Here is a 21,118-nt window from a genome sequence, read left to right on the forward strand (position 1 = left end):
ATCGCGGCAATTCACGATTAAGGACAACGCTATGACTAAGCATTATGACTACATCGCAATCGGCGGCGGCAGCGGCGGCATCGCCTCCATCAACCGTGCGGCCATGTACGGCCAGAAGTGTGCGCTGATTGAAGCCAAAGAACTCGGCGGCACCTGCGTGAACGTGGGTTGTGTACCGAAGAAAGTGATGTGGCATGCCGCGCAAATCCGTGAAGCTATCCATATGTATGGCCCGGACTACGGCTTTGACACCACCATCAACCACTTCGACTGGGATAAACTGATCGCCAGCCGTACCGCCTACATCGACCGTATTCACACCTCGTACGATAACGTGCTGGGCAAGAATAACGTCGACGTGATCCGCGGCTTCGCCCGTTTCGTGGATGCGAAGACGATCGAAGTGAACGGCGAGACGATCACCGCCGATCACATCCTGATCGCCACCGGCGGCCGTCCGAGCCACCCGAACATTCCGGGCGCGGAATACGGTATCGACTCCGACGGTTTCTTCGAGCTGCCTGCTCTGCCAGAACGCGTGGCCATTGTGGGCGCAGGTTACATCGCGGTTGAGCTGGCCGGCGTGATTAACGGCCTGGGAGCGGAAGCGCACCTGTTCGTGCGTAAACACGCGCCGCTGCGCAGCTTTGACCCGCTGATCGTCGACACGCTGGTCGAGGTGATGAACGCCGAAGGCCCAACCCTGCACACCAACGCCGTGCCAAAAGCGGTGGTGAAAAATGCGGACGGTAGCCTGACTCTGGAGCTGGAAGATGGTCGCAGCCAGACCGTTGATTGCCTGATCTGGGCGATTGGTCGTGAACCGGCCACCGACAACTTCAACCTGGCCGCAACCGGGGTGGAAACCAATGAAAAAGGCTACATTGTCGTTGATAAGTTCCAGAACACCAGCGTTCGTGGCATTTATGCCGTCGGTGATAACACCGGCGCCGTAGAGCTGACGCCGGTTGCCGTGGCGGCGGGGCGTCGTCTTTCCGAGCGTCTGTTTAATAACAAGCCGGACGAACATCTGGACTACAGCAACATCCCGACCGTGGTCTTCAGCCACCCGCCAATCGGTACCGTCGGCTTAACCGAGCCGCAGGCGCGTGAGCAGTACGGCGATGACCAGGTGAAAGTGTATAAATCGGCGTTTACCGCGATGTATACCGCGGTCACCTCGCACCGTCAGCCATGCCGCATGAAGCTGGTCTGCGTGGGCCCGGAGGAGAAGATCGTCGGCATCCACGGCATTGGTTTCGGCATGGACGAGATCCTGCAAGGCTTCGCGGTGGCACTGAAGATGGGCGCAACGAAGAAAGACTTCGATAACACCGTGGCGATCCACCCGACTGCGGCGGAAGAGTTTGTGACTATGCGCTGATCCGTCTGATCCGCAACAAAACCGGCCAGCTGGCCGGTTTTTTTATGCCCTGGGCAGGTAAACCCAACGGCTGTACAAACGGTAACAAAATAACCCGCTTCCCGCGGTGGAATTAACTAATCTTAGAAAGCGCTACGCGTTCGCCTGTTACTACGGAAAAAGATTAGAGATATGAAAATGCACGTAAAGATCACCGCAAAACTGATGGCCAAAATGCACCTTGTTCTCGCGCTGGTATGGGCGATACTGACGATTCCTACCCTGCTGTGGTGGAAAAACAGCATTCTGTGGGTGTCGTTAATGAGCATTTACGCAATCGTGATTTCCCATCTGGCTGCGTACAGCGCCGCCCATGCGGAAAAAGCGGCCAGCAAGGCGATGGATAAAAGCGAAGGCGCCAGCCAGAAAGCCAATCAAACCGCCAACAGCCTTCAGGGCGATGCACGTCAGGCACACTAATCCGTGCGTATATGCAGAATACCGAATGCTCTGAATTTTATTCCTGCTCTGTTTCCAAAGATTCTGATTTAATAATTTCATAATCAAAGGGATATCTGATTTTCAGCGTGTTTAAATCCATTTTGAAAGCGTGATCTACCGCACACTTCGCACCGCATTAACCGAAGCGAATGTCTACGCTTTAAAGATAGCCGGGAAAAACCCGTATTGGTTACGACAAAAACCGGAGGTCCTGAACACCATGTTCAACCAGAAACTACAGACTGCCGAGGATATCGAGTTCGAGATTGCAGAAGAGCTGCGCTACGAAACCGATCCCTGTGAGTTAAAACTGGATGAGATGATCGAGGCAGAGCCGGAACCGGAAATGATTGAAGGACTGCCGGCGTCCGATGCCCTTACGCCCGCAGACCGCTACCTTGAACTGTTTGAACACGTCCAGTCGTCGCGGCTGTTTGCGGACAGCAAAACCTTTCCCGACTGCGCGCCGAAGATGGATCCGCTGGATATTTTGATCCGCTATCGCAAGGTGCGTCGTCACCGTGATTTTGACCTGGCGCGCTTTGTGGAGAATCACTTCTGGCTGCCGGAGGACTACAGCAAAGAGTACGTCTCTGACCCCGGCCTGTCCCTGAAAGAACATATTGATAATCTGTGGCCGGTGCTGACGCGTGAGCCGCAGGATCACATCCCGTGGTCGTCGCTGCTGGCGCTGCCGCAGGCCTATATTGTGCCCGGCGGGCGATTCAGTGAGACCTACTACTGGGACTCTTACTTCTCCATGCTGGGGCTTGCTGAAAGCGGTCGTAACGATCTGCTGAAATGTATGGCCGATAACTTCGCCTGGCTGATAGAGCGCTACGGCCATATCCCGAACGGCAACCGTACCTACTATCTCAGCCGCTCCCAGCCGCCCGTTTTTGCCCTGATGGTGGAGCTGTTTGAAGAGGACGGCGTGCGCGGGGCGAAGCGCTATCTTGAGCATCTTAAGATGGAGTACGCCTTCTGGATGGACGGGGCGGAATCGCTGCTGCTCAATCAGGCCTATCGCAGTGCGGTTCGCATGCCGGATGGCTCATTGCTCAACCGCTACTGGGACGATCGCGACACGCCGCGAGATGAATCGTGGATTGAGGACGTGGAAACCGCCCGTCATTCCGGTCGTCCGCCGAACGAGGTGTATCGCGACCTGCGCGCCGGGGCAGCCTCAGGATGGGATTACTCATCCCGCTGGCTGCGCGATCCTGCGCGGCTGGCCAGCATCCGCACGACACAATTTATCCCCATTGATTTGAACGCATTCCTGTTCAAACTGGAGAGCGCTATCGCCAATATCTCCGCGTCGAAAGGGGATAAAGAGACGGCTGATCTGTTCCGCCAGAAAGCCAGCGACCGGCGCGCGGCGGTGAACCGCTATCTGTGGGACGAAGAGAACGGCTGTTATCGTGATTACGACTGGCGGCGTGAAGCCCTGGCGCTGTTCTCTGCGGCCAGCATTGTGCCGCTGTATGTGGGCATGGCGACGCATGAGCAGGCTGAACGGCTGTCCGATGCCGTTAAAGCCCGTCTGCTCACGCCGGGCGGTATTCTCGCCACCGAATATGAAACCGGGGAGCAGTGGGATAAGCCGAACGGCTGGGCGCCGCTCCAGTGGATGGCGATCCAGGGGTTCAAGCAGTACGGCAACGACTCGCTGGGAGATGAGATCGCCTGGAGCTGGCTGCACACGGTGAACCATTACTACAAAACCCATCATAAGCTGATTGAGAAGTACCACATCGCCAGCAGCACGCCACGCGAAGGTGGCGGGGGTGAGTATCCGTTGCAGGATGGCTTCGGCTGGACGAATGGCGTGGTGCGGCGGTTGATTGGGCTGTATGGGGAGCCCTGAGCCTCACCCCTCACCCTGCCCCTCTCCCCTGAGGGGCAGGGTGAGGGGGAAAAATAATCAGCGGATCACCTCATAAATGGCAGTCTGGATGGACTGCCATTTTTTTGTGCTGGCATCGGGCTGCGTCTTCGCGCGGCGCGTTGCCATATCGGCGTCGTGCTGCTGGCGTTTCACCACCGCGGGAACGGTACAGAATGCTTTCAGGTACTGCTTACGCATAGGCGTCAGCGATTCGCCGTTCGCCATCGCATGGCTAAGCGTATTAATAAAGCGTCGGCAGGGCTTTTGCTCTGTCATTTGCAGGCGGTAGCGCAACATTACTTCCAGTACATCGTCGTAGCCTGCCGACAACGCCTCCTCCGTCCATGACATTTTCCAGTCCATCCCGCCCTGCAAAAACAGGAGCGCCACGCGGGTGTCATTGCGATTGATGGCCGAGCGGAAATTATTCTCATCCCAGGTAACACCCATGCGGGTTAACGTCTCGCGTGAGGAAGGCGTTTCGCGCATCTCCTGCACCTGCGCGGGAGATACCGTACTGGCCACAGCCGGCTGCGGTTTACTGCTGGTCACCAGCCAGAATCCCCCCACGACAATCGCGATAACCATCACGCCAACCGCTCCCCACAGCACGCCGGAAATCAGCTGTTCGCGCTGCTCTGGCGTACGCGCGGTGCGCTGAGTCGGTTTTTCTATGCTGTCGCGCACTTCAAAAAGATCGCCGCCTGTGGTGCGGTCCATTTTTTGCGCCTTTTCCCAGAACGCGTGCAGCTCGCTTTCGTCCACCGCCATCAGCGCCGCCGGGTTAACGCGTGTCCGCCCTTCCTCAAACGCGCGCTGAACGGAGCGGGTGATCTGCGTGTAATAGCAGTCGAGCAGCTGGATTTGCGCCCCGCTTAACGGCTGCTGCACGGTGATGCTGTTGCGGATTTGTCGAATATCTTCGAGGAAGGTTTGCAGGGTTTTGCGGGGCTCTACCAGCAGCGTCAGCATGTCCGGAGCGTTAAACAGCGGCGCGTAGTAGCGGCTAAATTCTTTTTTATCCACCAGCAGCTGGGCCAGTTCGCTGAACAACATGCCGCTCAGAACATCATTAATCTCACCGTTTTTCAGCCAGCGACGCACGCGTTCAGCGTTAAACAAGGTCTTAAGATGATTATTCAGCCGCACCGGATCGGGCCACGCCTGCTGTATCAGTCCTTTAATCATCAGCTCAATGGCACGCACCTGTTTCTGCGCCTGAAGCTGGCTCTCCTTCTCTGGCACCCTCCCGGTTTCGTAGGTCAGGAGGGGCTGTTGCAGGCGCAGATATTCAAGGGAGGTGACGAAGCGCATCGCCGCAATCAGCTGATTTTCGCTGACATCCTGCCCGCTTTCATACTGGGGAACACGCTGCTGAAGCAAGCGTAATTGCAGCGTAAAGGCCGTCATTTCCGCATCATTCAGATTCAGCTTCCTGGCTACGGCGCCCCACCCGCCCAGCCCCAGGCGGGCGCTATCCAGTTGCTCCAGAAACCAGCGTGGATCTTTTCCTTCAGAAACATGTACATTCAACAGAAGTAAAATTTCAACAGACGCCTGACGGATCGCTGCCAGACAGTGTTCAAACTGTTCGCGGGTATGATGCGATGAGCTAATCATCATTGTTTTCCTTGAGAGACAATGAGTACCGCTAAAGCGGCATTAAAAGTCGTTTTTCTTTTTATTTATATGAGGTTAAACATACCTGACTTTCTGTTGAAATAAAGTGACAACCTTATAATCATTTGCAATGCCTCCGGAGGATCGTCATGCCCGCCTTAACCACCGCGCGTCTCACCTGCTCGCCGCTGCAAGAGCAAGACTGGCCCTTTTTTCTGTCGCTACAGCAAAATCCTGAGGTGATGCGTTTTGTCGCCCCTGCGCGTAGCGAGGCGGACATTCGGGAAGCCTTTGAGTCTCGTCTGTTGCCGTGGATGCCGGGCAGCTCGCACTCGCTCTGCCTTGTGGTGCGTGAGACGGCCAGCCAGACGCCGCTGGGCGTAACCGGCTATGTGCACCGGGAAGCAGATTGTGCTGAAGTCGGTTTTCTCTTTGCGCCCTCTGCGCAGGGGAAAGGTTACGGCTTTGAATCTCTGCGGGCTGTGTGTGATTTCGCGCTGACTCAGGGTAATATCCGTCGGCTCACCGCCACCGTGACGGCGGGAAATATCGCCTCAAGGCGACTGCTGGAAAAAACAGGTTTTCAACTGGAAGGTGAGTTGCGTGAGAGTTATTTCCTTTCAGGGCAATGGCATAACGACTGGTTATTCGGTTTACTGAAAAAGGAATTCCCGTTCAGTTAAACCTGATCAACAGCCATTTGGCGGATATTTCCCCGGCGGCGTTTCCTCTATAGTCGCGCCACTAAGAGGAAACGCTTATGACGGGTTATGCAATGCAGATATCTTCTGCTGCAATCGCATTAATTAAAAAACAACAGGGTCTTTCCCTGGAGAAATACCGTGACGAAAAGGGTATATGGGTTATTGGTTATGGTCACGTGATTCGCCAGTGGGAAAAATTTAACAGTCTCATCACGCCGATTGAGGCGGAGAATTTGCTTTTTAATGATATTCAATTATGTGAGGCGCTGCTGCGGGAAATGAACAAACGCCCATTAACCCAACAGCAGCATGACGCCCTGATATTAACCCTCTTCAGTTTTGGGGAAGAGTCCCCTCTGCCTGAGAAGATCCTTCAGGCCGTCGCCCGGGTGTAGTACATCGCGGCCTGCGTCCGGTTTTTGACATCAAGACGCCGGAAAAGCGTCTCAAGATGGGCTTTTACCGTTGCCGCACTGATATTGAGATTACGACCAATCTCTTTATTGGACTCTCCGGCCGCCAGTAACTTCAATACCTCACGCTGGCGCTCGCTTAACACTGCCAGTTCATCCTGAGAGGAGTGCTGCTTCAGCCACTCGCCGGGAAAACAGACCATTCCACGCGATACGGAATCCAGCACTGCGGAAAAGCGTTCGGGATTCGCATTGCGGGGAATTATCGCCACCACGTTGCGCTGAAACATTTGCTCAACCCAACGTCGCTCTTTTTTCGTTAACACCAACACCACGCGCGACGCTGGAAAACGATCCATAATCTCTTCCAGTAAAGCCACACCATTATCACGAATTAAATACCCATCTATCATGACGATAGCGGAGGGTGACGCGGATAATTGCGCCCATAATTCATCAGTCTGACGAGCCCCTGTCATCTCTATTTTCGGAATTAACTTCTGCAAACTGTACATCGCTCCATGAATAAATAATGACTGCCTGTCAAACATGATTACTCGCATCGTTTTACTCCTCTGAGAATAGCGAAGGGGGATTCTACAGAGGCATTTTTTAAGAAAAAACTCAATGAATGGAGAGGTTACAAATCACCCAGCTCTCTTTATATCTTCCAGCATTTAGACATACCTGTTTTAAGGATTTCCTTAAGAGGGTTCCCTCCCCCTTAAGACTGAACATTACAGGAACATACCGCCTGAAACTTCAATACGTTGTGCATTCATCCAGCCCAGTTTGTCACTGAGCAACGCCGCAATGGCATCACCAATATCATCGGGCAGGCCCACGCGTCCCAGCGCCGTCTGCGAGGCCAGCAGCTGGTTAAGCTCCGCATTATCCCGCACGCGTCCGCCCCCAAAGTCGGTTTCAATCGCACCGGGCGCGATGATATTGACGGAAATTCCGCGCGCGCCAAGCTCTTTTGCCTGATAGCGGGTCAGCACCTCCATCGCCCCTTTCATTGCCGCGTAGGTGCCTGAACCGGGCTGAGTAAAACGGGCCAGTCCGCTGGAGACGTTCAGGATCCGCCCTCCGTCTTTTATGAGCGGCAGCAGCTGTTGCGTGAGGAAAAACGGCCCTTTGAAGTGAATGTTCAGCGCATCATCAAACTGCGCCTCCGTCGTCTCGGTATAGGGTGCGTATAACCCCGTGCCTGCGTTGTTCACTAAATAGTCAAAGGTGTCACGTTGCCAGACGTGTTTGAGGGTATCCTTCACCTGCTGAGCAAAGCGCGAAAAACTTGCCGTATCGCCGACGTTAAGCTGCAATGCTGCCGCTTTCCCGCCTGTTGCCTCGATTTCGCGCACAACATCCTGCGCCTCCTGCTGGCTGTTGTTCCAGGTCAGGATGATGCCTGTCCCTTCCGCGGCCAGCTTCAAAACGGCATTTTTCCCCAGGCCGCGGCTACCGCCCGTCACTAAAGCAATACGTTCACTCATAATTCACCTCGTTTCGGCTGTGATGAAGATTGAGAAAGAGCTTATTAGATGGTAGAAAATCAATAAATAGTGCCGTCAGCGCTTCACTGTTTCATTCATAACAACAATGACCAACATCTATGGATAAAATACACGCAATGCAGCTATTCCTTCGGGTCGCGGAACTGGAAAGTTTTTCCCGCGCGGCGGAGACGTTAAGCCTGCCGAAGGGGAGCGTATCGCGACAGATCCAGGCACTGGAAAACGCACTCGGCACGCAGCTGCTGCACCGTACTACCCGCCGCGTCAGCCTGACGCAGGACGGCATGGTTTATTACGAGCGCGCTAAAGATCTGCTGATGAATCTGGACGAACTGGACGGCATGTTCCTGCACGACCCTTCAACCATCAGCGGTCGGCTACGTGTGGATATGCCCGTTGCCATTGCGCGAAATGTAGTCATTCCGAAACTGCCTGCATTTTTACAACAGTTTCCCGGCATTGAGCTGGAGCTGAGTAGCAGCGATCGTCTGGTCGATGTCATCCGCGAAGGATTTGACTGTGTGGTTCGCGTGGGAAACTTAAAGGACTCCGGGCTTATCGCCCGCCCGCTTGGGAAACTCTCGGTGATTAACTGCGCCAGCCCGGATTATCTGACGCGATTCGGCTACCCTGAGACGCTGGACGATTTGGCTTCGCATGCCCTCATCCACTACTCCGCCACGCTGGGCACGCGTCCGCAGGGTTTTGAGTATTACAACGGCAGCGCGACCCAGTGGGTAAAAACGGGAGGCGTATTGACGGTTAACAGCACTGAAACCTACCAGGCCGCCTGTATCGCCGGGCTTGGCATTATTCAGGTTCCGCGCGTCGGGGTACGTGATGCCCTGCGCACGAAAAAACTCGTTGAGATCCTGCCGCAATACCGGGCTGAACCGATGCCCGTCTCCCTCATTTATCCCCACCGCCGTAACCTCTCCCGCCGGGTGCATGTGTTTATGGAGTGGCTTACCGAACTCACAAAAGGTTACGTCGACTAGTCACAAGCTATAATTCAGTAACATCCAGCTCAACGAAAAGGAAAATGCGCGTGACGCCGGAAAATAACCCGCAACGACCGACTCAACATTTAGATTATGAACCCATCAAAAAGATGGATAACGAGCCTGAAGCGCCGAAAGAGCCTGGAACGGCCAGCAAAGCGCTGGGCACCGTGACCGGCATAGCCGAAAAAATTCAGCAGATACCCGCGATTGCTCACCTGATACGCGCCGCTGAGCGCTTTAACGACCGCATGGGAAATCAGTTTGGCGCGGCGATTACCTATTTCTCGTTCCTGTCGATGATCCCCATCCTGATGGTGTCATTTGCCGCCGCCGGTTTTGTGCTGGCGTCTCACCCGACGCTGTTGCAGGACATCTTCAATAAGATCCTGACCAACGTCAGCGACCAGACGCTCGCCGCAACGCTCAAAAGCACCATCAACACCGCCGTGCAGCAGCGTACCACCGTGGGTATCGTCGGGTTGCTGATTGCGCTCTATTCCGGGGTGAACTGGATGGGCAACCTGCGTGAGGCTATTCGCGCCCAGTCGCGTGACGTCTGGGAGCGTAGACCGCAGGATCAGGAGAAGATATGGGTAAAGTATTTGCGCGACTTTATTTCGCTGATTGGGCTGCTGGTGGCGCTGGTCATTACGCTCTCCATCACCTCGGTCGCCGGTTCCGCGCAGCAGATGATTATCTCCGCGCTGTACCTGGATTACATTGAATGGCTGAAACCGGCCTGGCGCGGCATTGGGCTGGCCATTTCTATCTTTGCTAACTACCTTCTGTTCTTCTGGATCTTCTGGCGTTTGCCCCGCCATCGTCCGCGCAAGAAGGCGCTGATGCGCGGGACATTGATTGCCGCCATTGGTTTTGAGGTGATCAAGATTGTGATGACCTATACGCTGCCGTCCCTGGTGAAGTCTCCCTCCGGCGCGGCCTTTGGTTCGGTGCTGGGGCTGATGGCTTTCTTCTATTTCTTCGCTCGCCTGACGCTGTTCTGCGCCGCGTGGATCGCCACGGCAGAGTATAAAGATGACCCGCGCATGCCGGGTAAAACCCACCGCTGATATCATGTCGGGCTGATATTTCAGCCCGATTCGCCATTTCAGCATATAAATCCAGGCCGTAACTTTTATTTAACGAAAAACCAGTTTTAATGACTGATATTTAAAAAGTGTGAAGCATTTCATAGAAGTGTTTCCGCTGGTCTGAAAATTATCCGCTTTTTGTTGCTTTTATGACCACACCACGCCTTTGTTACAGATTGAAATGTCGCTTTTGCTATGCCTAATATGGCCCTTCGTTCGTCCAAAAATAAGAAAATATTATGCAAGCAACAGCCACCACACTTAACGAAGGGGCGGAACACGTTCCGGTCAACTCGCGCAATAAAGTCGTCGTCGCATCGCTGATTGGCACCGCCATTGAGTTCTTCGACTTTTATATTTACGCCACCGCTGCGGTCATTGTCTTTCCGCATATTTTCTTCCCTCAGGGCGACCCGACGGCAGCCACGCTACAGTCTTTAGCCACCTTTGCTATCGCCTTCGTTGCGCGTCCGATTGGTTCAGCGGTCTTTGGGCATTTTGGCGATCGCGTCGGCCGTAAAGTGACGCTGGTTGCCTCGCTGCTGACGATGGGGATCTCCACCGTCGCCATCGGCCTGCTGCCGACCTATGAAACTATTGGCATTCTGGCGCCTGTGCTGCTGGCGCTGGCGCGCTTTGGGCAGGGTCTGGGGCTGGGCGGGGAATGGGGCGGCGCGGCACTGCTGGCGACCGAAAACGCCCCGGCGCGCAAACGAGCCCTGTATGGCTCTTTCCCGCAGCTGGGCGCACCGATTGGGTTCTTCTTTGCTAACGGCACCTTCCTGCTCCTCTCCTGGCTGCTGACTGATGAACAGTTCATGAACTGGGGCTGGCGTATTCCATTCGTCTTCTCCGCCGTGCTGGTGCTGATTGGCCTATACGTTCGCGTGTCGCTGCACGAGACGCCGGTCTTCGCTAAAGTCGCCGCGGCGAAAAAGCAGGTTAAAGTTCCACTGGGGACGCTGCTGACCAAACACCTCCGCGTGACCGTGCTGGGCACGTTCATCATGCTGGCAACCTACACGCTGTTCTACATCATGACCGTTTACTCCATGACCTTCAGTACCGCCGCCGCGCCGGTCGGCCTGGGCCTGCCGCGTAACGAAGTGCTGTGGATGCTGATGATGGCGGTCATCGGATTTGGTGTGATGGTGCCCATCGCGGGCCTGCTGGCGGATAAATTTGGCCGTCGTTCAAGCATGATCGTCATCACCTCGCTGATTATTCTGTTCGCGCTGTTTGTCTTCCCGCCGCTGCTGGGGTCAGGTAGCCCTGCGCTGGTGATGGCGTATCTGCTGATTGGCCTGAGCCTGATGGGGCTGACTTTTGGCCCAATGGGCGCGCTGCTGCCGGAGCTGTTCCCGACTGAAGTGCGTTACACCGGCGCGTCGTTCTCCTATAACGTTTCGTCGATTCTGGGCGCCTCGGTGGCTCCGTATATCGCCACATGGCTTCAGGCGAACTATGGCCTGTTCTATGTGGGTGTCTATCTGGCGGCAATGGCAGCGCTGACGCTGATTGCGCTGCTGCTGACGCACGAGACGAAGCATCAGGCGCTGTAAGTGAATGCCGGGTGGCGGCTACGCCTTACCCGGCCTACAATTTAGCCCTCTCCCGCAAGGGAGAGGGAGAAACGGGATTACTTCTTCATCTGCGACAAAATCGTCCGACACTGATTCGCTTCGCCTTCTGACGGCGAAATCAACGCCAGCAGCGCCGCCGCAGGGGTGACCAGCGTAGCGAGCGCGGCGGCGACCGCACCACGCGCAATCAACGGCCCGGCCTTCACGCCCGCCTGCGGATCTTTGAAGGTCCCGCGAACGTACAGCGGCGAGCGCAGGGTGATGATACGAATGCCTTTACTTTCCGGATCGATGGTTAAATCCAGCTGCTCGGACGCCATGCTGGCGGTACCGGTGACGTTGATAACCGCGTTTTCCGTGTCGAAAGCGAAGATCTGCGGACGCGCCACGCCGTTGACCAGATCCAGATTTGCCGCCGCGCAGTTAACGCGTACTTCGTCGTCACCGAAGATTTGCCCGATGATAAAGTTCCCGACGTTCAGCCCCAGGATCTCCATCAGGTTACGGCTCACCAGCCCGTCGTTCATCAGCAGCTTAAGGTTGCCGTTTCCGCTACCCAGCAGCGCCGCTACCGAGTTACCCGTGCCGCGAATATCCGCGTCGCCGTTCATCTCACCGAGGGTTTTCTGCATCAGCTCCACGTCCGGCATCAGCTCTTTCAGCTTCAGCCGACGCGCCTGGATCTCCGCCCTTCCCTGCATCGGCTTTTTATCCCCCTCCAGGTGGATATTCGATGAGATGGTTCCCCCAGCCATGCCAAACTTCAGCGGTTGCAGGCGCAGGTCGGCGTTTTTCAGGATGATATGGGTCGAGAGGTTGCTCAGCGGCAGCGTGCTGCCATGCTCAATTTTACGTCCTTTGAAGCGCACATCCGCATCCATCACGTCCCATTTGTCGGTTTCGAAGCGGTCATAGGGCAGCACTTTACCCGCAGGCTGAACGTCCTTTTTAACCTCTTTAGACTTCGTGCCTTTGCCCGAATCTACGCCAATCAGCGGACCAAGATCGGCCAGACGCAGCTGGCGGGATTCAACGTCCCCCTCCAGTTTCGGGCGCGGTTTACCGGTGGTGTAGGTCAGCGTGCCGTGGATATCGCTGTCGCCGATGCGGCCGTTGAATCCCCGGTAGTCAAAGACGGACGATTTTTCGGTGTTGATTTTGGCAACCAGGCGCCCGTCCGTTTCAAACCGCGGGGTATCCGGCAGCAGCACGCCGGTCAAATCGTACAGTTCACTCAGCGAATCCCCGGCAAACTTAAGCTGGAGGTCGACGCCGCCCATGTTCATCGGGTCGTTAACCGTGCCCACGAACGCCACGCGGGTGTTGCCCGAGCGGAAATCCGCCTGCACCGGGAACGGCGTGCCCTCACTCCTGAGCGCCAGCATGCCGCCGATTTTGCCTTTACCGGTCAGCGGCTGGCCGTTGTAGCGCCCTTTCGCCGTCAGGCCGAAGACGTAATCGCCCGCTTCGCTGTCATCGCCTTTGGCTTTACTGCCCGTCACTTCGCTAAACGGCAGCGGCTTACCCAGCGGATCGACGAGGATCTCCACGTCAGCCTTACTCACCTTATCGTCAATGGCGATCCTCCCCCGATCGAACAGAATATTGTCGAGGCGGAAAGACCACGAAGAGGGCTGCGCATTCTGATCTTTATCGCCGCTGCTGGCGAGATCGAACGTCCAGTTGTTGTTTTTCTCTGACAGGCGAATTAGCCGCGCGTCGGGCTGCTGAAGTTTGATCCACGGCAGATACACCGTTTTGGTTAACAGGGCTAACGGCGCCAGCGTGGCTTCCACGCGCGGCAGGTGGATCATGGTCACTTCGGGGATGTCCGGCGGGTTGCCGAGAATGATGTCGTCGGCGTGAACGTGCGGCCATGGCACCCAGCTTCGCCAGCCGGTTTCCTCTTTCTGGCGCTCCCACACGACACCCAAATCGCCACGTATTGCGAAGGGGCGGTTTAGCTCGGTTGAGACTTTCTGGTTGATGGTCGGTTTGAGCCGGTTCCAGTCAAACGTGGCGATAATGATGATTAAGACCACGATCAGCAACAAGAAAATCCCTGCTGTCCAGGAAATCACCCTGGTTGTTTTTGACATTGTTGTCCCCTTTCCTGATGAACTTGCCTCTAAAACTATAGTTCAGACAAAGGGAAGCGGGCAGATCAGAGGGTGGTTATCACCTTTTCCAGGGTATCCATGGGGACAGGACGAGAGAGGAAATAACCCTGTGCCGCCGCTGCCGGGGAATTTTGCACGTCGCGCCACTCCTCCAGCGTCTCTACGCCTTCCACAATGACGCCCTGGCAATAGCGGTTCATCAGTTGCAGGAGCATCGTAAACAGGTTCCGTCCCTCCGGCGTCTGGCGCAGCATGATAAACAGATCGCGGGCCACTTTGATGTAGTCATAACGCACTTCGCTCAGGGCGGAGAAGTTGGCCATACCGGTACCGAAATCATCCAGCCACAGCGGGCCAAACTCACACATCGAGGCAAACGAGGAGTCCTGCGGCAGCTGAACATGTTCCACCAGCTCGAAGCGCATCCACGGCAAGGTGGCAATCAGCGCCTGCAACGTCGCGTTCTGACGTAACGCCATCAGGGTTGGGCCATCCACGTTCACCGACGCCAGAATACCGTGCTGCTCGAAGAACGCCTGCTTCGTCGCCAGCATTCTCAGCTGCTCTTCCAGCACGTCGATACGCTGACGCACGGCAACCTCCGCAAAATAGCGGTCCGGTGCAATACGCTGTGAAGGATTCGATGGATGAGTGACGACCGTTAACACCTCAATCGCCATTAACCGACCGTCGGTACGGTAGATGGGCTGATAGGTGTATGCTCGCTCACATTGCAGCCAGTAGCGATGCTCCTGCAAGTTCTCAATACTTGCCTCAGGCGTAGTGCTCAGCCGCTGGATAACCTGCTCTGACTTCATTTCGGATGTCCTGTTGTATGGGATAGCCTTTCTGGACTCGTCACTGAGTTATCGGCCCGCCAGGTGAGAACTTTATGTTCAATTCACCGGGAAAATGAAATTAAGATGACAGAAATATGCCGGAATACGCGCTGGCTCAAAAAAAATAATGGAACGTCGTTTTAATATAGTTGACCGTAAAAAACACACAGCGCACACTACCCTTAATTACTTTGTTCAGGTTCACGACTATGTCTAAAAAAATTGCCGTGATTGGCGAATGCATGATTGAGCTGTCCCAGAAAGGCGCGGAAGTCAGCCGCGGTTTTGGTGGCGATACATTGAACACCTCCGTTTACATTGCCCGTCAGGTCTCCCCCGACGCGCTGAGCGTGAGCTACGTTACCGCGCTGGGAACGGACAGCTTCAGCCAGCAGATGCTGGAAGCCTGGCAGGGTGAAAACGTTGGGACCTCGCTGATCCAGCGAATGGAAAACCGCCTGCCGGGTTTGTACTACATCGAAACCGACAGCACCGGCGAGCGCACCTTCTATTACTGGCGTAATGAAGCGGCCGCCAAATTCTGGCTGGAAAGCGAGGCCGCCGCTGCCATTTGCGAAGAACTGGCGACCTTCGATTATCTCTACCTGAGCGGGATCAGCCTGGCGATCCTGAGCCAGGAGAGCCGTGAAAAACTGCTGTCACTGCTGCGCGAATGCCGTGCCAATGGCGGTAAGGTGATTTTCGATAACAACTACCGTCCGCGTTTGTGGGCCAGCCGTGAAGAGACGCAGCAGGTCTACCAGCAGATGCTCGAATGCACCGATATCGCCTTCCTGACGCTGGATGATGAAGATGCTCTGTGGGGCGAAAAACCGGTTGATGAGGTCATTGCCCGGACGCAGGCTGCCGGGGTCAGCGAAGTGGTGATCAAGCGCGGGGCGGAGTCTTGCCTGGTGGCGGTTGCAGGTGAAGCCGTGACAGAGGTGCCGGCGGTGAAGCTGGCGAAAGAGAAGGTAATCGATACCACGGCGGCGGGAGATTCTTTCAGCGCGGGGTATCTGGCGGTACGTCTGACGGGGGGAACGCCGGAAGCGGCGGCGCAGCGCGGTCACTTGACGGCCAGCACGGTGATTCAGTATCGCGGAGCGATTATTCCGCGCGAGGCGATGCCTGCTTAAGGACTGTGCGGGCTGATGCCCGCACCCTAACCCTCTCCCTCAGGGCTGAGGGAACGCAGAGCTTACTGGCCCTGCGGAATATCGCTCGCATCCTGGTGTAAATCATCGGCTGCCGTTTGCGCTGGCTGCGGCGGCGTCGCCATGATGGCGCTCCAGGTGGCCTTCAACTCTTTCATGTCATATTCCGGCTCACCTTTCGGCTGCAACAGAATCAACGCCATATCCTGCGACAGCTGCTGACGCAGATCCTGATTCAGCATCTCCACGGTCAGACCGTTCAGGAAGTCCTGACGCAGTTTCTGATACTGCTCCGGCGCGATATCCACCACCTGATTCTGCAAGGAGCGAATGCGCTGGCTGATTAAGATATCGGTATCGGCGCGGGCATAGGTGGCGAACAGTTTCTGCAATTCGAGGGATTTCTGCGCCACCAGCGCGTTAAACTCCTCTTCAGACAGGCCCTCTTTCCGCACTTTAGCCAGCTCTTTCGCCACCACGCCGAGATTGGCATTCAGCTTATCGCCCGGAGATTCCACGTTAATGGCGCACTGGGCGCGCTGGAACAGCACTCGGCAGTCAAAGCCCAGGCCAATATCTTTCACGTTGTTCTTGCTGAGCGTCTGCTGAACGTGCCAGAAGAGCGCTTCACGCGCGAGATCCGCACGCCAGTAACGCAACAGCGCAGAAGACTCGCGGATCGGCTGCCAGGCCGTATCCCACATCATTGAAAGACGATCCTGACGCACGGTATCCGTCATGATGCTGACCGTCTCAGGACGCAGCGGGGACAAGGTAGGAACAGGGGCGGGCGTTTCACGCTTCCCTTTCAGATCGCCAAATGCTTTGTTGATCTGTTCTATCACCGCACGGCTGTCCACGTTGCCCACCACAATCAGGGTCATGGCATCCGGGGTGTACCACTGCTGGTAGAAAGATTTCACCTGCGCGGCATCAACCGGCTGTTTCAGCGGCTCTGCCGGGTCGTGGCCAAGCAGCGTTGACCCTTTCAGGCGGTAGCGCCACCAGCCTTCTTTGGTATCCGTCGGCCAGGTCGCCACCATGTCGCTGTTGCTCAACGCATAGTTAACGGTCTCAGGCGTAATCGCCAGTTTGCCGGTGGCATCGGAAAGGTAGGTCAGCGCTTCTTTAAGCAGATCGTTACGGTTGTTGGGCAGGCTCAGGTTAAACATGGTGTAGTCATAGGAGACCACAGCCGGGGGCAGCGGGCGTTTCGGATCGATGGCCTGTTGCCATAAAGAACGCACCTGAACCGCCTGCAAACTGCCGCTCTGGGTGAGCGCCAGTCGAGGAATAAAGTGGCTTAAGCCGGTCTGCTGGGTGCTTTCAGTGAGGGAGCCGGTATTCACAGAAAGACGGATTTCAATGCGATCGCTCGGACGTTGCGGAGTGGATAATACCTGCCACTGGAAACCATTCGCCAGTGTTCCCTGTTGCCAGGCCGGGTCTGGCTGGAGCGCATCTGCCTGCACATAACTGGCTGCTGCCATCATCAGCAAACCGCCGGTTAAGAGTCGAATTTTTGTGCCCTGCATGTGAACCCCTGATCAACATTCCTGGTTAAAGAGAGTGTCTCGCGACGTGAGCACTCAAAGATGACGATGAAAACCTTCCGATTAGACAGCGTGTTCGGCTAAACGTCACGGGCGGAAGCGAAATATACCCAAAAAAAATCTTGTCGAATTATGACAGGTATGAACGGTTATTATGCGCAGGTGCCCGCATCCCCACAAGGGAATACGGGCATTTATGAGGGATTAAGAGGATAAACCGGGGGTTTTGTCCTCAGATGTGCGGTTATTCAGCGTATCGTTAAGCTTCTTGTGATCCAGCTCTTTCACCCACTTCGCCACCACAATCGTCGCCACGCCATTGCCGACCAGGTTGGTTAACGCACGGGCTTCAGACATAAAGCGGTCAATACCGAGGATCAGGGCCAGGCCCGCCACCGGCAGATGGCCCACCGCCGAAATGGTGGCCGCCAGCACGATAAATCCGCTGCCCGTTACGCCCGCCGCCCCTTTTGAAGAGAGCAGAAGCACCACCAGCAGCGTAATCTGATGGAAGATATCCATGTGGCTGTTAGTGGCCTGGGCAATAAAGACCGCCGCCATCGTCAGGTATATCGAGGTGCCGTCCAGGTTAAAGGAGTAGCCCGTAGGAATAACCAGCCCCACCACTGACTTACGGCAGCCCAGCTTTTCCATTTTATCGAGCATACGCGGCAGCGCGGACTCCGAAGAGGATGTGCCGAGGACAATCAGCAGCTCTTCACGAATATAACGGATAAATTTGAAGATGCTGAAGCCGGTCGCACGGGCGATGGAGCCGAGCACCACCACCACAAACAGAATACAGGTGATGTAGAAACAGACGATCAGCTGGCCAAGCTGTACCAGCGTGCCGACGCCATATTTCCCGATGGTGAAGGCCATCGCGCCAAAGGCGCCAATCGGGGCCAGACGCATGATCATGTTGATGATGCCGAAGATCACCTGCGAGAAGCTTTCAATGACGTTAAAAATCAGCTGGCCTTTGCTGCCAAGACGGTGCAGGGCAAAGCCAAAAAGCACGGCAAACAGCAGCACCTGGAGGATGTTTCCGCTGGCGAACGCGCCAATCACGCTGCTCGGGATCACGTCCAGCAGGAAGGCAACAATCCCCTGATCTTTCGCCTGTTCAGCGTAAACCGCCACCGCTTTCGCATCCAGCGTGGCCGGGTCGACGTTCATGCCCGCGCCAGGCTGTACCACGTTGACAATTATCAGGCCGATAATCAGCGCGATGGTACTGACAATCTCGAAGTACAGCAGGGCAACCGCCCCCGTACGCCCGACCGCCTTCATGCTTTCCATGCCAGCGATACCGGTCACCACGGTACAGAAAATGACCGGCGCGATGATCATTTTGATGAGCTTAACGAACGCGTCGCCAAGCGGTTTCATCTGTGCGCCCAGCTCCGGGTAGTAGTGACCGAGCAGAATACCGATGGCGATGGCTGTCAGGACCTGGAAGTAAAGACTTTTGAAGAGTGAGGTTTTCATAGGGTGTCCCTGGAAAGAAAAACTACAGGCTTTGTAAGGTTATGGTTAACCTGCGGCTTTAAAATAACACCCACATAACAGGACAGAAATAAACGGGGTTCAAATTTGAAACACAAATGTTAAGAACTTTGAGCTGGCTCGCACAAGCCAGCAACAAAATTACACTTTTGCGTTATTGCCAGCGTCGGCGAGATAGCGTTGCTCAAAGATATCCGTCGGTACGGCGCGGTCAAACAGGAAGCCCTGTCCGCTCTCCACGCCCGCCGCAGCCAGCCACTCACGCTGGGCGTCGGTTTCAATACCCTCGGCAATTACGTGCAGATTCAGGCTGTGCGCCATCTGAATAATGGCCTGTACCAGGCTGCAATCCTCCGGCAGCCCTTCCACAAAGGTTTTGTCGATTTTCAGGACGTCCACCGGCAGGGTTTTCATGTGCTGGAGCTGACGCAGGCCGGAATACCCCATACCAAAATCGTCCAGCGCAATGCGGATCCCGGCATTACGCAGCGGTTTCAGAATGGCGACAGCATCGTCAGGATTGTCGATACAACGGCTCTCGGTGACTTCCAGGATCAACGTGTGGGGCTGAATGCGGTAGCGGTGGATCAACTCGAGCATCTCCGGCACCATGGTCGGGTGCATCAGCTGTAGCGCAGAGAGATTCACCGACAGCGGCAGCGTGATGCCCCGTTGTTGCCAGGCCGCAAGCTGGCGGCAAGACTCTTCCAGCACCCAGTAGCCAACGGTGACCATCAGGCCGCAGGACTCGATACGTTCGATCATTCCCTCAGGCAGCTCCCACGTGCCGTCCGGCTGTTGCATACGCAGCAACGCTTCGGCGCTGGTCACTTCACCCGTGCGCAAATTGACCTGCGGCTGTAGCCAGAGCGCAAACTGGCGATTGTCCATCGCCGTCAGAATGTCGCTCTCTTCCGTCAGGCGCTGCTGGGCTTTTTCCATCTGCTCCGGATCAAAGAACTGGATCTGGTTTTTGCCTTTCCGGCGCGCGGTGAACGCGGCCGAGAAGGCCCGACGATAAAGCTGCTCGGCGGTCAGCCCCCCGTAGTACATCGCAATACCGATGCTGGCGCTCGGGCGAAGCTGGATACCCTGAATGGGCAGCCGCTCATTAATGACAGTGAGTACTTGCTGACCTAGCGTAATGGCGTGCCACGGCTCTTTAACACCGTGCGCGATCACCACCAGGTCATAACCGCTGACCTGGGTGAGCACCATGCGCGGCGCCAGAACGGATTTCACCTTTTCCACCAGCGTCAGCAACAGCATCTCGCGCTGGCTCTCTTTCAGCACGCCCGCCGTGTCCTGCAAGGTTTCGCAGGCAATCACCATCAGCGCGGTGGTCTGCTGGCGGGCGACGGTCTGCTCCAGCAAGGCCATTAAAAACGCTTTGTTTGGCAGATCGGATACCGGAAAACGGGTGGCATTGCTACTGAGCTCTTCCTGCTGACGCAGGACACGCTGCTGGTTGATATTGTAACTCCGGACCAGCATGCCAATTTCATCGTCGTGATGCAGGCGCGGCAACGGAAGCTGATGCCCCATGTGCTCCTGTGGAGAGAGGTCGTTCAGCTCCCGGGCTATGCGGCGCAACGGATGCACAATTAACCGGTTGATACACCACGTCAGCGCCACGCTCAGCATTAGTGTCAAAAGTAAGTAAGTAGTCACCAACGTAGCAACCCAGCTCATAACAAATTTATACATGCGGTACGAGTCGGCCTGTAGCACCAGGTAGGCCAGCGGCTGCGGGTTAGCCGGTCTTTCCAGGGAATAGAGAGGCAGGGAAATTTGCACTGGCAGTTCAAACAGGCGCATCACCATCATCGGGACGGGACGCTCCGGGATAAAGCTCATCCGTAGCGCCTGGAACTGGTTCGGCAGCACGACATCTGCGCGGCTCACGATACCGGCGGGCTGAATGCGCTTCAGGATGGATTCCGCCTCGGGGATATCCCCTTTCAGGATCGAGGCTGACAGGGGTTCCCGCACCGAGCGGGCAATACTTTCCAGTTGCGAAGCCGTGTTATAGCGATTCTGCTGTACGGAGTGAAACAGCAAAATGACGCAGAAGATGAAGACAAACAGCATTGTGACGGCAGACACCATCGCCATCTGTTTGATCGTTAAGGAACGGCTGACACGCAAAATGACTCTCCACAAAACTCGAAGCGCAGGGCGCACCAGGGTGTAAACCTGGTGCGCCCGAGTATACCCGATAGCTGCACTTTTAAGAGAGACTTACAATTAGAT

The 21,118-nt window shown here is 55.7% G+C and carries 17 protein-coding genes; 9 read left to right on the forward strand and 8 right to left on the reverse strand.

Annotated features, from left to right (window positions below):
• The first annotated feature begins 31 nt into the window (after positions 1–31).
• The 3 genes from gorA to O1721_RS02420 all read left to right on the forward strand — a co-directional run bounded on the left by gorA (position 32) and on the right by O1721_RS02420 (position 3,734).
• Positions 32–1,384, forward strand: a complete 1,353-nt coding sequence (gene gorA, locus O1721_RS02410) for a glutathione-disulfide reductase (RefSeq protein ID WP_032649786.1) — start codon at positions 32–34, stop codon at positions 1,382–1,384.
• A gap of 171 nt (positions 1,385–1,555) precedes the next feature.
• Positions 1,556–1,843 carry a hypothetical protein gene (locus O1721_RS02415; RefSeq protein ID WP_015571509.1) on the forward strand — a complete coding sequence of 96 codons (288 nt, stop codon included), beginning with the start codon at positions 1,556–1,558 and terminating at the stop codon, positions 1,841–1,843.
• A 241-nt stretch (positions 1,844–2,084) separates the two neighbouring features.
• The gene (locus O1721_RS02420; protein WP_015571511.1) at positions 2,085–3,734 is read left to right on the forward strand and encodes an alpha,alpha-trehalase; all 1,650 of its coding nucleotides are present in this window, start codon (positions 2,085–2,087) and stop codon (positions 3,732–3,734) included.
• A 57-nt stretch (positions 3,735–3,791) separates the two neighbouring features.
• Here the strand turns inward: O1721_RS02420 and O1721_RS02425 are convergent, their stop codons facing one another.
• Positions 3,792–5,378: an STY4199 family HEPN domain-containing protein gene (locus tag O1721_RS02425; protein WP_048219358.1), complete on the reverse strand. Its 1,587-nt coding sequence runs from the start codon at positions 5,376–5,378 to the stop codon at positions 3,792–3,794.
• A 146-nt stretch (positions 5,379–5,524) separates the two neighbouring features.
• Here O1721_RS02425 and O1721_RS02430 point away from each other — a divergent pair, with 146 nt between their 5' ends.
• Together O1721_RS02430 and O1721_RS02435 are read left to right on the forward strand one after the other, a co-directional pair.
• Complete coding sequence (locus O1721_RS02430) at positions 5,525–6,058, forward strand: GNAT family N-acetyltransferase (protein WP_032649790.1); 534 nt, start codon at positions 5,525–5,527, stop codon at positions 6,056–6,058.
• Positions 6,059–6,135: 77 nt separating this feature from the next.
• A complete protein-coding gene (locus O1721_RS02435; protein ID WP_015571514.1) occupies positions 6,136–6,474 on the forward strand; it encodes a lysozyme in 339 nt (112 codons plus the stop codon).
• On the opposite strand, the gene O1721_RS02440 is transcribed toward O1721_RS02435, so the two are convergent.
• Together O1721_RS02440 and O1721_RS02445 are read right to left on the reverse strand one after the other, a co-directional pair.
• The gene (locus tag O1721_RS02440) at positions 6,453–7,055 is read right to left on the reverse strand and encodes a response regulator transcription factor (protein ID WP_017384182.1); all 603 of its coding nucleotides are present in this window, start codon (positions 7,053–7,055) and stop codon (positions 6,453–6,455) included. The two genes, O1721_RS02435 and O1721_RS02440, sit on opposite strands and share 22 nt — an antisense overlap.
• 174 nt (positions 7,056–7,229) lie before the next feature.
• Complete coding sequence (locus tag O1721_RS02445) at positions 7,230–7,988, reverse strand: SDR family NAD(P)-dependent oxidoreductase (RefSeq protein ID WP_017693813.1); 759 nt, start codon at positions 7,986–7,988, stop codon at positions 7,230–7,232.
• 119 nt (positions 7,989–8,107) lie between these two features.
• Between O1721_RS02445 and O1721_RS02450 the strand changes: the two genes are divergently transcribed.
• The 3 genes from O1721_RS02450 (at position 8,108) to O1721_RS02460 (ending at position 11,666) form a co-directional block, all read left to right on the forward strand.
• Positions 8,108–9,007 carry a LysR family transcriptional regulator gene (locus O1721_RS02450; protein WP_017384184.1) on the forward strand — a complete coding sequence of 300 codons (900 nt, stop codon included), beginning with the start codon at positions 8,108–8,110 and terminating at the stop codon, positions 9,005–9,007.
• 50 nt (positions 9,008–9,057) lie between these two features.
• A complete protein-coding gene (gene yhjD / locus O1721_RS02455; RefSeq protein WP_023295574.1) occupies positions 9,058–10,083 on the forward strand; it encodes an inner membrane protein YhjD in 1,026 nt (341 codons plus the stop codon).
• A 260-nt stretch (positions 10,084–10,343) separates the two neighbouring features.
• The gene (locus tag O1721_RS02460) at positions 10,344–11,666 is read left to right on the forward strand and encodes an MFS transporter (protein WP_015571519.1); all 1,323 of its coding nucleotides are present in this window, start codon (positions 10,344–10,346) and stop codon (positions 11,664–11,666) included.
• Between the two features lie 77 nt (positions 11,667–11,743).
• On the opposite strand, the gene O1721_RS02465 is transcribed toward O1721_RS02460, so the two are convergent.
• Positions 11,744–13,786, reverse strand: coding sequence for an AsmA family protein (locus tag O1721_RS02465; RefSeq protein WP_032649797.1), 2,043 nt, complete (start codon positions 13,784–13,786; stop codon positions 11,744–11,746).
• A gap of 65 nt (positions 13,787–13,851) precedes the next feature.
• The gene (gene pdeH, locus O1721_RS02470) at positions 13,852–14,625 is read right to left on the reverse strand and encodes a cyclic-guanylate-specific phosphodiesterase (RefSeq protein WP_015571521.1); all 774 of its coding nucleotides are present in this window, start codon (positions 14,623–14,625) and stop codon (positions 13,852–13,854) included.
• 230 nt (positions 14,626–14,855) lie between these two features.
• Here pdeH and kdgK point away from each other — a divergent pair, with 230 nt between their 5' ends.
• Positions 14,856–15,785 carry a 2-dehydro-3-deoxygluconokinase gene (gene kdgK, locus O1721_RS02475; RefSeq protein WP_003861191.1) on the forward strand — a complete coding sequence of 310 codons (930 nt, stop codon included), beginning with the start codon at positions 14,856–14,858 and terminating at the stop codon, positions 15,783–15,785.
• A 62-nt stretch (positions 15,786–15,847) separates the two neighbouring features.
• Here kdgK and O1721_RS02480 read toward each other — a convergent pair whose 3' ends face one another.
• The 3 genes from O1721_RS02480 to hmsP form a co-directional block, all read right to left on the reverse strand.
• Complete coding sequence (locus O1721_RS02480; RefSeq protein WP_023295577.1) at positions 15,848–17,338, reverse strand: M16 family metallopeptidase; 1,491 nt, start codon at positions 17,336–17,338, stop codon at positions 15,848–15,850.
• A 222-nt stretch (positions 17,339–17,560) separates the two neighbouring features.
• The gene (gene dctA, locus O1721_RS02485; RefSeq protein WP_015571524.1) at positions 17,561–18,847 is read right to left on the reverse strand and encodes a C4-dicarboxylate transporter DctC; all 1,287 of its coding nucleotides are present in this window, start codon (positions 18,845–18,847) and stop codon (positions 17,561–17,563) included.
• Between the two features lie 159 nt (positions 18,848–19,006).
• Positions 19,007–21,013 carry a biofilm formation regulator HmsP gene (gene hmsP / locus O1721_RS02490; protein ID WP_023295578.1) on the reverse strand — a complete coding sequence of 669 codons (2,007 nt, stop codon included), beginning with the start codon at positions 21,011–21,013 and terminating at the stop codon, positions 19,007–19,009.
• Positions 21,014–21,118 lie beyond the last annotated feature (105 nt).

The sequence above is a fragment of the Enterobacter cloacae complex sp. HYC033_NIDB genome, from assembly GCF_056673335.1.

Bases quoted from the DNA above. Each gene is read 5' to 3' on its own strand.
- O1721_RS02425 (WP_048219358.1), bottom strand. From the start codon at position 5,378: ATGATGATTAGCTCATCGCATCATACCCGCGAACAGTTTGAACACTGT.
- O1721_RS02445 (WP_017693813.1), bottom strand. From the start codon at position 7,988: ATGAGTGAACGTATTGCTTTAGTGACGGGCGGTAGCCGCGGCCTGGGG.
- O1721_RS02450 (WP_017384184.1), top strand. From the start codon at position 8,108: ATGGATAAAATACACGCAATGCAGCTATTCCTTCGGGTCGCGGAACTG.
- O1721_RS02440 (WP_017384182.1), bottom strand. From the start codon at position 7,055: ATGCGAGTAATCATGTTTGACAGGCAGTCATTATTTATTCATGGAGCG.
- pdeH (WP_015571521.1), bottom strand. From the start codon at position 14,625: ATGAAGTCAGAGCAGGTTATCCAGCGGCTGAGCACTACGCCTGAGGCA.
- O1721_RS02435 (WP_015571514.1), top strand. From the start codon at position 6,136: ATGACGGGTTATGCAATGCAGATATCTTCTGCTGCAATCGCATTAATT.
- gorA (WP_032649786.1), top strand. From the start codon at position 32: ATGACTAAGCATTATGACTACATCGCAATCGGCGGCGGCAGCGGCGGC.
- dctA (WP_015571524.1), bottom strand. From the start codon at position 18,847: ATGAAAACCTCACTCTTCAAAAGTCTTTACTTCCAGGTCCTGACAGCC.
- O1721_RS02420 (WP_015571511.1), top strand. From the start codon at position 2,085: ATGTTCAACCAGAAACTACAGACTGCCGAGGATATCGAGTTCGAGATT.
- O1721_RS02480 (WP_023295577.1), bottom strand. From the start codon at position 17,338: ATGCAGGGCACAAAAATTCGACTCTTAACCGGCGGTTTGCTGATGATG.
- O1721_RS02415 (WP_015571509.1), top strand. From the start codon at position 1,556: ATGAAAATGCACGTAAAGATCACCGCAAAACTGATGGCCAAAATGCAC.
- O1721_RS02430 (WP_032649790.1), top strand. From the start codon at position 5,525: ATGCCCGCCTTAACCACCGCGCGTCTCACCTGCTCGCCGCTGCAAGAG.
- O1721_RS02460 (WP_015571519.1), top strand. From the start codon at position 10,344: ATGCAAGCAACAGCCACCACACTTAACGAAGGGGCGGAACACGTTCCG.
- kdgK (WP_003861191.1), top strand. From the start codon at position 14,856: ATGTCTAAAAAAATTGCCGTGATTGGCGAATGCATGATTGAGCTGTCC.
- O1721_RS02465 (WP_032649797.1), bottom strand. From the start codon at position 13,786: ATGTCAAAAACAACCAGGGTGATTTCCTGGACAGCAGGGATTTTCTTG.